Below are 13,917 nucleotides of genomic sequence, written 5' to 3' on the forward strand. Positions count from 1 at the left end.
CAAATTTACAAATTATATATGAATTTTAACGTTAAATGAATGTTAGATTTTATTAGAACTAAGCTTTTTTTTTAAACTCCCCTCTGAAATTCAGCTTACAAAGATTCTAAATAGGCAACTACTGCTTTTCTAATATCATAAGAAACTTCTGATTCTTTAGGTACATAAACAGAAAGCACTTCTTTATTATCGTTCGATAAAAAAGGAATGTCTAATCCTTTTAATAAATAATCAGAAAAAGCTACGGTATATGTTTTATCTATATTTAATTCTTGCTTTTTAACAAGCCACTTCTCCCCTTCTTTTTCGGCATTAAATCGTTGCAAATAAGCACCTGTGCCGGATGCTTTTAAACCATAATCTAAAACACCTTTTAATAAACTTCCTTTAATTTCCACCTTTAAAACGGCTCCTCCATAAGGCAATACTCTAAAGATATCTACAGGTGTTATGTTTCCAGATAATTGATCATCAATTCTTACAGAACCACCATTTACCAACGCACAATCTACCTCATCATTAAAAGAAAATGACATGGCTTTTGTAATGATTTCTCCTAAATTGGTTTGTACACCTCTAATTTTCGAATCTCTTCCGTCTAATGGAGTTTTTGCTTCAAAAATTATTTCTTCTGGGTTAGTTATAACTTCTTTTATTTTTGAATTTAAAATGGTTTGCCATTTATTTACAATTTTAGCTACGTTTTCATCAGCTTTAATTGTTGAGTTTATTTCTTTTAATTCTGATGTTACAACAGCTTTCTTTGTTTTTTTATCATACGTAATTCTATGAATATACACCGTTTTTGCATTTGCATCTGCTTTAGAAATTTGAACATCTCCCACAAAATCATTGCTATTAGCATGCTCATGTCCGCCCATAATTAAAGCTAAACCTGGAATTATCTTTGCAATTCTTTTATCACTCTCTAAATCTAAATGAGTTAACCCAAAAACAACATCTACCGAATCTTTTATAGCGGCATAAGAGGCTCTTGCTTTTACAAATACACTACCATATTCTACAAAATCTTTAGGGTTAGAGGGAATACAAACACTTATAAAACCCACTTTTATTTTTGTACCATCCTCATCTACAAGTACTTTTGTATACGTTTCACCTACATGTTTTTTATGTCCGTTAACTTCTTTATAAAAAGGAATTGCTGCTTCTTTGGTCTTTAATTTTACATTGGCTGAAATCCAAGGAAAATTACTTTCATTTAATCTTTTTTGAAGATCTTCTTGCGGAATATCAAACTCATGGTTACCAAATGCCACTAAATCGAAATTCATAGCATTCATTACCTCCACCATTTGTTTTCCTCGAACTCTTTCTCCATCAACTTTTACGGTACCTATTAAAGACGGATTTAAAAAATCGCCAGCCATAAAAAGCATCGTATTTTTATTTTCTACTAATAGTTCTTTATGTACAGTTTCTACTCTTGCCATTCCACCAAACTCGCCTCCTTGTATTGGCGCAATTTCATAAACATCATTCAATTGTAAAAAAGTAAAATCTATTTTACCATCGTCTTTAGAACAAGAAGATAAAACAATAATTGATAGAAAAATTGGAAGTAATTTTATGAATTTCATTATGAATGGTTTTGATAGCTAGATAATACGTCTGTTAATTTGTAAACGTTTATACTTTAAGATATGATGAGAAGCTGAAACAGATTCAGTTTGACAAGTTTTTACTTTGCAGCTTGAATAAAAGTCTCTAAAGCCTTGTTATAAGCACTTTCAAAACTCATTGGTTTTAAATTAATATCTGCTTTTTGAGCTGTAAAATAACTCAATAATTTTTCTGTCGGCATATTGCCAGTCAACTCATCTTTTGCCATTGGGCAACCACCGTAGCCTTTTATAGCTCCATCAAATCGATTGCAACCCGCTTTAAAAGCGGCATCTACTTTTTCGTGCCATTTGTCTGGGGTTGTATGTAAATGTGCGCCAAATTCTATAGATGGATATTGCGGAATTAAATTAGAAAATAAATATGAAATCACATCTGGTGTAGAACTTCCTACAGTGTCCGAAAGGGATAAAATCTTTACGCCCATTTTAGATAATTTTTCGGTCCACTCGCCTACTATTTCTACATTCCAAGGATCACCATAAGGATTACCAAAGCCCATCGATAAATAAGCAACTACTTCTTTATTAGTCTTGTCTGCAATGTTTAAAATTTCTTCTAACGTTTCTATAGATTCTTGTATGGTTTTATGCGTATTACGCATTTGAAAGTTTTCTGAAATAGAAAAAGGATATCCTAAATAATCAATTTCTTCAAATACAGAAGCATCATTAGCGCCCCTTACATTGGCAATAATAGCCAACAATTTACTTTGAGTTCTAGACAAATCTAATTTAGATAAAACAGCTGCAGTATCTCGCATTTGCGGAATTGCTTTTGGTGAAACAAAGCTGCCAAAATCAATGGTATCAAAACCCACTTTTAATAATGAGTTTATATACAATGCTTTTTGTTCTGTAGAAATAAAATGGCTCTTTATTCCTTGCATCGCGTCACGCGGACATTCTATGATTTTTACTTTTTTCATCAATATCAAAGATAGATATTCTATTGAAGTGGCAAAACATTTTTTAATTGATTATTGCATGCTTTTTGGTACTTTCGCCTTTATATATGAGCAAATCAAAATACATTCTTCCAATAATCATTATTTCTCAATTTTGTTGTACTTCTTTATGGTTTGCAAGCAACGGAGTAATGACAGATTTAATCACAAGTTTTAACTTAGATGAAATTGCGTTAAGTTACTTAACCTCTTCAGTGCAATTTGGCTTTATTATAGGAACTTTATTATTTGCTTTGTTAACCATTGCAGATCGATTTTCGCCCTCTAAGGTCTTTTTTGTTTGTGCAGTTTTAGGTGCATTTTTTAACTTGAGACTTGTTTTTGAAAATCAAACTTTTTTAACATTAATAGGTATGCGTTTTTTAACAGGGTTTTTCTTAGCTGGAATTTACCCTGTAGGAATGAAAATTGCTACAGATTATTATAACAAAGGCTTAGGTAAATCTTTAGGATATTTAGTTGGAGCCTTGGTTTTAGGTACTGCTTTACCACATTTACTAAAAGACTTAATGCAAGGTTTTTCTTGGAAAACAATTATAATTTCCATTACTGTTTTAGCCGCTTTTGGCGGATTACTAATGTTGCTTTTTGTACCTAACGGACCTTATAGAACTGCGGGGAAAAAACTAGATATTACCATTTGTTTTTCAATATTTAAAAACAATAAATTTAGAAAAGCAGCTTTTGGTTATTTCGGTCACATGTGGGAGTTATACGCTTTTTGGACATTTGTGCCTATTCTATTAAAAATCTATGAAAATTCGCATTCAGATGTGTCTTTTAATATTCCTTTATTATCATTTATAATTATAGGAACAGGAAGTTTAGCTTGTGTTTTAGGAGGCTATTTATCTGAAAAATATAGTCCAAAAAACATTGCATATTTAGCTTTACTTTTCTCTTGTATTTGTTGTTTAATTTCTCCTTTGATGTTTCAACTAAAAAATGAAAATCTATTTATTGCTTTTCTACTTTTCTGGGGAATGGTTGTGGTTGCAGACTCTCCGTTATTTTCTACTTTAGTAGCACAAAATGTAGATGCTAAAAACAAAGGAACTGCATTAACTATTGTTAATTGTATTGGTTTTGCAATTACTATTGTTAGTATACAATTAATTAGTGGTTACAAAGATAGTACAGATTCTAATGCTATTTTTATGCTGTTAGCAATTGGTCCTATTTTAGGTTTATTTACTTTTTCTAGAAAAAAAGTTAATTCATAAACTTAAATAATCTCATTTATTCAAACTAAAAAAGGATAGCAAAACTAATTGCTACCCTTTTATATATATTCTAAAACCTTCTAAACTTTAGTTAAAACCCAAAGCTGTACTTCTTCTAAAGCAGCTTCTTTTTTGTTACGTTTTGTTTTATCAACCGCAGGTTTAATTGTTTTCTTTAAACATTTTTCTAGTTTAAAACGAATCCCTTTTGCCAATTCTTTTTCTATCGGATTTTCTTTTGTAAGCTTTTTTATTTGAGCTGCATTAGAAAATAAAATTACTAATTTTCCATCTTCAGACAATCTATTATTTGCTTCAGCAAAAAACTTAGAAAATAAGTTTTTATTATAATAAACAGCTTCATCTATATTTTCTTCACTAGAAATAGCAGGCAACCAAGGCGGATTGAAAACTATTAATTCCGTTTCTTTTTCCCATTTCCCAAAAAGGTTTCCGTAGTCTAATTCCACTTTACGAGACAATTTGGTCTCGCCCATAAATTCTTTTAAACCAAAAATTGCATTTGGGTTTGTATCTGTACCAAATACTTTCTGAAAACCATGTTGCACCATCTGAAAAGATAAAACACCACTACCAATACCAACATCTATAGCAGATTTCTTAGGACCTTCGTAACGTTTTAACCAATTATCAAACAACGTTAAGTGATCGAAACGTGTTGGAAAATATGTCCCTAAATAAGGATGTACTTTGTTTCTTAAAACAGGTACTTTAATTCCTTTGTTATATTTTTGCCAAGCACTGTTTAGTCTTTGAACTTCTGGAAAAGTTAATAAAAAATTATTTTTATTTGCAAACAATTTAGCAAACCAACCAATTTTTGGAGCTTTATCTACAACCAATTTTTGATTTTTAATTTGTAATAATATTTGATTAGAAAGCTTATGGTATTCTGCACGAAATGCATGTTGCTCTTTAATTGTTTTATTTGGCAAACGGATTTTTAAATGTTTTTGCAACTCTTTTAAAAGCAACATTCCGTTGCTATAAAACTCAGTAATTAAAACAGATTGGCCTTCCCTCATCGCATAAAGCGTTTCTCTTACATCTGTATTACTATCGAATTTTATTAGATCATCACCTGGGTGAATTGGTGTTGGTTTGTTTATTTTTAGCGCTGAACTCATTAATTTATATGGTATTATATAGAATTGCAAATTATTAATGTTTGCAATTCTTGGTATTAAAAATAGTATTAGAAATAGAATTTAGCAACAATCTGTATTCAAATCTTTGCTAAATACTATTTTGCAAAGATACTTTTTAAAACCTAGTATAAATACGATTCATAGAAATAGCAAAAAATTAAAAACAACACTTTTTTAGGCTTCTAAATTATCAGTTTTTTAAATCATTTTTTAAAGAATCAATAAAAATAATCAAAGAAGTTTTTTGAGATAGAAATAATGAGTTTTTTATTCGCATATTTGTTACTGATTCTTACTTCTTCAACAGTAAATAATGATAGACAATACTACTTTAGCCAATTTAAACAACTCACTTTCTGGTGATGTTCTTTTTGATAATTTACATAAAACTTTATATGCAACAGACGCTTCGGTTTATAGGAAAATTCCTTTAGCGGTTGCTTTTCCAAAGGATGAAAAAGATTTAAAAACCTTAATTGCCTTTGCTACTAAAAACAATATTACTTTAATACCAAGAACAGCTGGAACTTCTTTAGCAGGACAATGTGTTGGAGATGGACTTGTGGTAGATGTTTCTAAACATTTTACCAATATTATTTCTTTTGATGAGAAAGCAAAAACAATTACGTTACAACCTGGTATTGTAAGAGATTCTTTAAATGTGTATTTAAAACCTTTTGGTTTGTTTTTTGGTCCAAATACCTCAACATCTAACCGTTGTATGATGGGCGGAATGGTTGGTAACAACTCATCTGGTAGTACTTCTATAAAATACGGAGTTACTCGTGATAAAGTTTTAGAAATCGATGCAATTTTAAGTGATGGAAGCACCGCTATTTTTAAAGAAATTTCTTCGAAAGATTTCATCAAAAAAACAAAAGAGAATACCCAAGAAGGAAAAATATACAAACAACTTTTTGACGAACTTTCTATTACAGAAAATCAAGAAGAAATAAAGAATGAATTCCCTAAAGAAAGTATTCATAGAAGATGTACCGGTTATGCGGTTGATGAGTTATTAACATCAGATTTATTTGGAGGAACTTTACCAACCGTAAATATTGCAAAATTATTAGCAGGAAGTGAAGGTACTTTGGCTTTTTCTACGGCTATTACTTTACAATTAGACGTGCTACCTCCTACGCAGAGTATTATGGTTTGTACTCATTTTAAAACCATAAACGAAAGTTTAAATGCTACAGTAATTGCTATGAATCACAATTTATATAATTGTGAATTGATGGACAAAACAATTTTAGATTGTACTAAAAACAATAGAGAATTAGCAAAAAATCGTTTCTTTTTACAAGGAGACCCAGGAGCTATTTTAATGTTAGAAGTATCTTCTAACTCAATTGAAGAAACAGAAATTTTAGCAGATAAATTAATTGCAGATTTAGAAAAAAACAACTTTGGATACTATCACCCAAAAGTTTACGGAGCAGATATTGCAAAAGTGCATTATTTACGTAAAGCAGGTTTGGGTGCTTTAGCAAATATTGTTGGCGATAAAAAAGCAGTTGCTTGTATAGAAGATACTGCAGTTGCTTTAGAAGATTTACCAAATTACATTGAGGAATTCACTCAAATTATGGCTAAATATCAGCAAAACGCTGTGTATTATGCACATGCTGGTGCTGGTGAATTACATTTACGTCCGATTTTGAATATCAAGAAAAAAGAAGACGTTGTTTTATTTAGAAAAATTACAACTGAAACGGCTGAGTTAGTAAAAAAATATAAAGGTTCTTTTTCTGGTGAACATGGAGACGGAATTGTGCGTGCAGAATTTATTCCGTTGATGATTGGTGATAAAAACTACCAATTATTAAGAAGAATTAAAAAAGCGTTTGACCCAAATAATGTTTTTAACCAAGGTAAAATAACGGATGCTTTTGCAATGGATGAAAGCTTACGTTATGAAGTTGATAGAACCGAACCAGAAATAAAAACCATTCAAGATTTTTCTGATGACGAAGGAATTTTAAAACTCGCAGAAAAATGTAACGGAACTGGAGATTGTAGAAAACCTGTAGAAGCTGGCGGAACGATGTGCCCAAGTTATAGGGCTACAAAAGATGAAAAAGATACTACAAGAGCAAGAGCAAATACATTGCGTGAATTTTTAACAAATTCCAACCAAGCAAATAAATTTAATCATAAAGAATTAAAACAAGTTTTCGACCTTTGTTTAAGCTGTAAAGCCTGTGCTTCAGAATGTCCAAGTAATGTAGACATTGCAACAATGAAAGCTGAGTTTTTATATCAATATCAAGAAGCAAATGGCTATTCTTTTAGAAATAGAATGTTTGCTAATAATGCTAAATACAATAAATTAGGAAGTGCTTTTCCTTCAATTACTAACTTTTTTACCAATTCTACAATTGCAAAAAAAATTTTAGGAGTTGCCGTAGAACGCTCTGTTCCTAAATTAGCAAATCAGACTTTAGAAAGTTGGTTAAAGAAACATCATCCAAAAACATCTAAAAAGGCACTTTATTTATTTAATGATGAATTCACCAATTTTTACGATTCAGAAATTGGACAAGATGCTGTTATTGTATTAGAAAAATTAGGCTACGAAGTAAAAACCGTAAAGCATGATGAAAGTGGAAGAAGTCATATTTCTAAAGGATTTTTAAAAGAAGCCAAAGCAATTTGTAATAATAATGTTGCTATTTTTAAAGATATAATTACAGATGAAACTCCTTTAGTAGGAATAGAACCTTCTGCTATTTTAGGTTTTAGAGATGAGTACATTCGTCTAGCTGATGATAAAGCATCTGCAGAAAAAATTGCAAAAAATAGTTTTACGTTTGAAGAGTTTTTAGCCAAAGAATTAGAAAAAGGAAATATTGATACTTCTTTATTTACAAAGGAGTCTAAGACTTTAAAAATACACGGACATTGTCATCAAAAATCATTGTCTAGCACACAGGCTAGTTTTCAAATTTTAAACATTCCAAAAAACTATAAAGTAACAATTATTAGTTCTGGTTGTTGCGGAATGGCAGGTTCTTTTGGTTATGAAAAAGAACATTATAAAGTTTCTATGCAAGTTGGTGAAGACACTTTGTTTCCTAAAATTAGAAATTGTAGTTCCGATACAGAAATTGCTGCTGCAGGAACAAGTTGTAGACATCAAATTTTTGATGGAACAAAACGCATCGCAAAACACCCAGTTACATTGTTGAGAGAAGCACTTATTTAGTATTCAGTTTCCAGTTTCAGTTGGCAGTAAAAAAGCCTATTAAAATATTACAAATTGAATTCGTTATATTTGTATAAATAATTAGTAATCAGTTATATTATGGGAACTATAGAATTAAGAAATAAATGGAAAAAAGAAATTGTTAATGTAGATGAGCGTTTTTTGCGATTAATAGATGCTTTACATACATCATACATGAAAGAAGAAACTGATTTTTTTGATGAAATTCCGAGTGATATTCAAGAACTTTTACAAAAAAGTAGAGAAGATATTAAAAAAGGGAAAACCTATACACATGAAAGTATTTTAAATGAAGCTAAAACTAAGTATAATATTTCATAAATTATGATGGAAATTATATGGGGTGAAAAAGCAAAACAATCTTACTTTGATGAATTAGACAGAATTTATAAACTTCATTCAAGTAAAGAAGTTGAAAATTTTATCATTTTAGTCGATAAAATCATTTACAATTTAAGCACTAACTTATTACAAGGTAAAATATCAAAAAGTACTAAAATTAATTCTTTTGTTATTTCTAAACAAACCACATTATATTTTGATATTAATAAAGAAAAATCAAGAATAGAATTGTTATTGTTTTGGCGGAACAAAGAAGACCCAAAGAAATTAAGCAAACTTCTAAAAGATATTTAACGGAAATATATGAAAAGCAATGATTGTAAAATCGTTGCTTTTTTGTTACTTTGAAATAGAATTCGACTCTAAATATTAATAATTATTCTACGAGATTAATTTAAAAATAATCATGGAAAAATACAAAGCAGATTCAGAAAGGTATAATAAAATGAACTACAGAAGAACAGGAAATAGCGGTTTGCTGTTACCAGAACTTTCTTTAGGTTTATGGCATAACTTTGGTGAAAATGATGATTTTGAAAATGCAAGAAACTTATTAAAATGTGCATTTGATAACGGAATTACACATTTTGATTTGGCCAATAACTACGGACCTCCTTATGGTTCTGCTGAAAAAACTTTTGGAAAAATCTTAAAAAAAGATTTCAAAAAGTATAGAGATGAATTAATTATTTCATCAAAGGCGGGTTATGATATGTGGGAAGGTCCTTATGGGAATTTTGGTTCTAAAAAATACTTAATTTCTAGTTTAGACCAAAGTTTGCAAAGAATGGATTTAGAATATGTAGATATTTTTTATCATCACAGGCCAGATTATGACACTCCTTTAGAAGAAACTATGGGTGCTTTAGATTTAATGGTAAGACAAGGAAAAGCATTGTACGTTGGTTTGTCTAATTATCAACCTAAAGAAGCAGAAAAAGCTTTTAAAATATTAAAAGAATTAGGTACCCCGTGTTTAATTCATCAACCAAGATATAGTTTATTTGACCGTTGGATTGAAGATGGTTTAATTGATTTATTAGGGAATTCTGGAGTTGGAGCCATTTGCTTTTCTCCATTAGCACAAGGGATGTTAACGGATAAATATATTAACGGTTTGCCAAAAGATTCTAGAGCTGTAAAAGATGGTCGTTATTTAAAAACGGATCAAGTGATGGAAATGCTTCCAAAAATTAAAGCTTTAAACGAAGTTGCTAAAAGCAGAAATCAGAATTTAGCACAAATGGCAATTTCTTGGATTTTAAAAGATGATAGAATTACATCTGTTTTAATTGGAGCTAGCAAAACTGAGCAAATTTTAGACAGTATAAAAGCTACTGAAAACACTACTTTTTCTGAAGAAGAATTGGCTAGAATTAATGCTATTTTAACTTAAAATAAATTAAAAAAGTTCCTACATGTTTCATAAATCTAAAGGACTCTTTTTTTTTATCTACGAACTAAAGTGGATAATTTACTATATAAAAAAAAGCTCCTTTAACAAGGAGCTTTTCACTTTTCATACTATACTCTTCCTTTTCCTAAACTCTTCCTTTTTCATATAATTTTTACTATTCTTTTAATTGATCATCTGAAAGTAAAGCAAAGAATTTATCTAAATTAGGTAGAATTACAATTCTTGTTCTTCTATTTTTTGCTCTATTATCATTAGTAGTATTTTCTACTAACGGCATTGTAGAACCTCTACCTGCAGCAATTAATCTACTTCCATCAATATTATATTTATTTTCTAAAAGACGTACAATAGAAGTTGCTCTCTTTACACTTAAATCCCAGTTATCTTGTACAACTGCATTATTAATGGTTCTGGAATCTGTATGTCCCTCAATCATAACATCCATACTTGGTTCAGATTTTATAACTGCTGCTAATTTTTCAATTAAACCATAAGCACCATTTTTAACTCTATAACTTGCGTTGTTAAATAATAATTTATCAGAAACAGAAATCATTACTACCGTTTGATCAATGTCTATATTTAAATCATCAGAATCTGTTAAATCAGAATTATCAAACTTATTTTTTAAATTATAAGAAATGGCAAGATTTAAAGAATCTTTTAAAGTTTTAGCTTTTGCTAACTCTGCTGGATCTACTTTTGATAAAGTTTCTCTCATTCTTTCTCTTGTATTATTAGAAATTACAGCAGTCTTACCAACCATATCTAACTTTACGTCATTAGCATCTTGTAAGCTTGAATTATCACTTTTTAATGAATTAATTTTCTCATTATAGTCCGCTACTCTACTTTCAATTTTAGCAAATTTCCCCTCTAGTGCTTCTTTTTCTAAGGTAGTTTTTTGAAGCGTCCCTTTTGTATTAATATACTGATTTTCTAGCGTTACATACTTTTTTTTAGAAACACAAGATGTTGCCATTAATGATATTGCTACAACAGGTATAATAAATTTTTTCATAATTAATTAGTTTAAATGATATAACCTATGGCGGTTATTTAGTTATTTAATGTTACTTCTATTAGTTAAACAACTCAGTTTATAAATACCCTACCTTAAAAATTCATTTTTTTTTATAAAAATAAAAAAAGCCCATAAAAACTTAATTTTCATGGGCTTATAATATTAAAAAAAAATAAAATTTTATTGTAGCGAACTCAAACTACTTTTAATAGTTTCAATTTTTGCTACTGTATCTGCTTCTTTTTTACGTTCTAAAGCCAACACTTTATCTGGTGCATTAGATACAAAACGCTCGTTAGACAACTTCTTTGTAATACCAAATAAGAAACCTTCTGCTCTTTTAAGCTCACCTTCTAATTTCTTAATCTCTGCTTCAACATCTATGTTTTCAATAGAAATAGGTACAAAGTATTCGTTAGATTTCACTCTAAAAGAAGCTCCTTCTACTTTCTCTGAAACATAGTTTATAGTTTCTGTATTTGTTAATTTCTGAATAACAGCATCAAATTCTTTTGTGCTTTTATCATTATCAATAACATATAATTCTACTGCATCTTTAAAAGAAATGTTCTTATCTTTTCTGATCGTTCTAATTCCTGATACAACTCCGGTTGCAAATTCAAAATCTTCTATAATTTTTGCATCGAAATCTTTAATTACAGGGTATTTAGCTATTACTAAAGCCTCTTCTGGAGTTCTGTCTGCAATATATTGCCAAATTTCTTCTGATAAAAAAGGCATAAACGGATGCAATACTTTTAAGTTGTTTTCTAAAACAGCTATAATAGCATCAAACGTAGTTTTATCTATTGGTTGCTGGTAAGCAGGTTTTACAATTTCTAATAACCATGAAGAAAAATCATCGTTAATTAACTTGTAAATTGCCATTAAAGCATCAGACAAACGGTATTTAGAGAAATGATCTTCTATTTCTGCCAACGTTTTTTGAAACTTAGCTTCGTACCATTCTAAACCAATTTTAGAGGTTTCTGGTTGCGGCAAAGTTGCATCAACTTCCCAACCTTTTATCAAACGGAAAGCATTCCAAATTTTATTTGCAAATCCTTTTCCTTGCTGACATAAATCTTCATCAAACATTAAATCGTTTCCGGCTGCAGAACTTAATAAAAGCCCAACTCTTACTCCATCTGCTCCATAATCAGAAATTAATTTTAAAGCATCTGGCGAGTTCCCTAAAGATTTAGACATTTTACGTCTTTGTTTATCTCTAACCAAACCAGTTAAATAAACATTATTAAAAGGTTTTTCGTCTTTATATTCATAACCTGCAACAATCATTCTTGCTACCCAGAAAAATAAAATATCTGGTCCGGTAACTAAATCGTTTGTTGGGTAATAATATTTAATTTCTTCGTTTTCTGGATTTCTAATTCCATCAAAAACAGACATTGGCCACAACCAAGAAGAAAACCAAGTATCTAATGCATCTTCATCTTGTCGAAGGTCTTCTATTTTAAATGAAGCATCAACAACCTTTTTAGAAATTGCTAATTCGTAAGCTTTTTCTCTTGTCTCAGCTACTACAAAATCTTCTTTTCCATCTCCGTAGAAAAAAGCAGGAATTTGTTGTCCCCACCAAAGCTGACGAGAGATATTCCAATCACGCACATTTTCCATCCAATGACGGTACGTGTTTTCAAATTTCTTTGGATATAAATTGATTTCTGCATCTTCACCCAAAACTGCATCAATTGCAGGTTGTGCAAGATCTTTCATCTTTAAAAACCATTGATCAGATAATCTTGGTTCTATAACGGCTTTTGTTCTTTCTGAGGTTCCTACTTTATTGGTATGAACTTCAGTCTTCACTAAAATTCCTTTTTCTTCTAATTCTTGTGCAATTTCTTTACGAACTACAAAACGGTCTTTACCTTGGTAATGTAATCCGAAAGAGTTTAAAGAAGCATCATCATTAAAAATATCGATAACTTCTAATTTGTGCTTATCACCTAAATTCTTATCATTCTCATCGTGTGCAGGCGTCACTTTTAAACAACCTGTACCAAATTCTAAATCTACATATTCATCCTCTATAATAGGAATAACTCTTCCACAAAGTGGTACAATTGCTTTCTTCCCTTTTAAATGCGTAAAACGTTCATCATTTGGGTTGATACAAATTGCAGTATCACCAAAAATAGTTTCTGGTCTTGTTGTTGCAATGGTTAAAGTATCGTCTGATCCTTCAATTTTATATTCTAAATAGTACAAGTTTCCTTGTCTTTCTTCATGAATTACTTCTTCATCAGAAAGTGTTGTTTTAGCTTCCGGATCCCAGTTTACCATTCTGTACCCTCTATAAATTAAACCTTTATTGTATAAATCAACAAAAACCTTAATTACAGATTCAGACATTTCCGGATCCATTGTAAAAGCAGTTCTTTCCCAATCGCAAGAAGCACCTAATTTTTTTAATTGTTCTAAAATAATACCTCCGTATTCATCTTTCCAATCAAAAGCGTGTTGTAAAAATTCTTCACGAGTTAAATCGCTTTTTTTAATTCCTTGCTCTTTTAACTTCGCAACCACTTTTGCTTCTGTAGCAATAGAGGCATGATCTGTACCAGGAACCCAACATGCATTTTTACCTAATAAACGCGCACGTCTTATTAATACATCTTGAATTGTATTATTTAACATGTGCCCCATGTGTAAAACGCCTGTTACGTTTGGTGGCGGAATTACAATTGTATAAGGCTCTCTTTCGTCTGGCGTAGAATGAAAATAGTTGTTTTTCATCCAGTAGTCGTACCATTTACCTTCTACTTGGCTTGCATCATATTTAGATGGAATTGTCATACTTTGGTATCGTTTTTGATATATAGTTTGCAAAAATACGAAACTCTAATTTGTCGAGAAAATTAGTAGTTGATTTTTT

The 13,917-nt window shown here is 30.3% G+C and carries 10 protein-coding genes; 5 read left to right on the top strand and 5 right to left on the bottom strand.

Translation table 11 applies throughout. The annotated features are described in order from the left end of the window. Positions 1-95: 95 nt before the first annotated feature. Both GQS57_RS13260 and GQS57_RS13265 read right to left on the bottom strand, forming a co-directional pair. On the bottom strand, positions 96-1,601 hold the full coding sequence (locus GQS57_RS13260; protein WP_165733340.1) for a bifunctional UDP-sugar hydrolase/5'-nucleotidase: 1,506 nt from the start codon (positions 1,599-1,601) through the stop codon (positions 96-98). A gap of 101 nt (positions 1,602-1,702) precedes the next feature. Beyond that, positions 1,703-2,572: a hydroxymethylglutaryl-CoA lyase gene (locus GQS57_RS13265; RefSeq protein WP_165733341.1), complete on the bottom strand. Its 870-nt coding sequence runs from the start codon at positions 2,570-2,572 to the stop codon at positions 1,703-1,705. Positions 2,573-2,658: 86 nt separating this feature from the next. Here GQS57_RS13265 and GQS57_RS13270 point away from each other — a divergent pair, with 86 nt between their 5' ends. Next, positions 2,659-3,834, top strand: coding sequence for a nitrate/nitrite transporter (locus GQS57_RS13270; protein WP_165733342.1), 1,176 nt, complete (start codon positions 2,659-2,661; stop codon positions 3,832-3,834). 80 nt (positions 3,835-3,914) lie between these two features. Here the strand turns inward: GQS57_RS13270 and GQS57_RS13275 are convergent, their stop codons facing one another. Continuing rightward, positions 3,915-4,982: a methyltransferase gene (locus tag GQS57_RS13275; protein ID WP_165733343.1), complete on the bottom strand. Its 1,068-nt coding sequence runs from the start codon at positions 4,980-4,982 to the stop codon at positions 3,915-3,917. Positions 4,983-5,316: 334 nt separating this feature from the next. On the opposite strand from GQS57_RS13275, the gene GQS57_RS13280 reads away from it, so the two are divergent. The 4 genes from GQS57_RS13280 to mgrA all read left to right on the top strand — a co-directional run bounded on the left by GQS57_RS13280 (position 5,317) and on the right by mgrA (position 9,973). Then, a complete protein-coding gene (locus GQS57_RS13280) occupies positions 5,317-8,214 on the top strand; it encodes an FAD-binding and (Fe-S)-binding domain-containing protein (protein WP_165733344.1) in 2,898 nt (965 codons plus the stop codon). A 99-nt stretch (positions 8,215-8,313) separates the two neighbouring features. Beyond that, the gene (locus GQS57_RS13285) at positions 8,314-8,556 is read left to right on the top strand and encodes a hypothetical protein (protein ID WP_165733346.1); all 243 of its coding nucleotides are present in this window, start codon (positions 8,314-8,316) and stop codon (positions 8,554-8,556) included. Between the two features lie 3 nt (positions 8,557-8,559). Beyond that, positions 8,560-8,871, top strand: a complete 312-nt coding sequence (locus tag GQS57_RS13290; protein WP_240915481.1) for a hypothetical protein — start codon at positions 8,560-8,562, stop codon at positions 8,869-8,871. A 112-nt stretch (positions 8,872-8,983) separates the two neighbouring features. After that, positions 8,984-9,973 (top strand): L-glyceraldehyde 3-phosphate reductase, encoded by a 990-nt coding sequence (gene mgrA / locus GQS57_RS13295; protein WP_165733347.1) that lies wholly within the window; start codon positions 8,984-8,986, stop codon positions 9,971-9,973. A gap of 175 nt (positions 9,974-10,148) precedes the next feature. Here the strand turns inward: mgrA and GQS57_RS13300 are convergent, their stop codons facing one another. Both GQS57_RS13300 and GQS57_RS13305 read right to left on the bottom strand, forming a co-directional pair. Beyond that, the gene (locus GQS57_RS13300) at positions 10,149-11,015 is read right to left on the bottom strand and encodes an OmpA family protein (RefSeq protein ID WP_165733348.1); all 867 of its coding nucleotides are present in this window, start codon (positions 11,013-11,015) and stop codon (positions 10,149-10,151) included. Positions 11,016-11,198: 183 nt separating this feature from the next. Then, entirely contained in the window at positions 11,199-13,838 is a 2,640-nt protein-coding gene (locus tag GQS57_RS13305) for a valine--tRNA ligase (protein ID WP_165733349.1), read from the bottom strand. Positions 13,839-13,917 lie beyond the last annotated feature (79 nt).

Origin of the sequence: Polaribacter sp. 20A6, from assembly GCF_011378915.1 — a bacterium.
GTDB classification, from domain to species: domain Bacteria; phylum Bacteroidota; class Bacteroidia; order Flavobacteriales; family Flavobacteriaceae; genus Polaribacter; species Polaribacter sejongensis.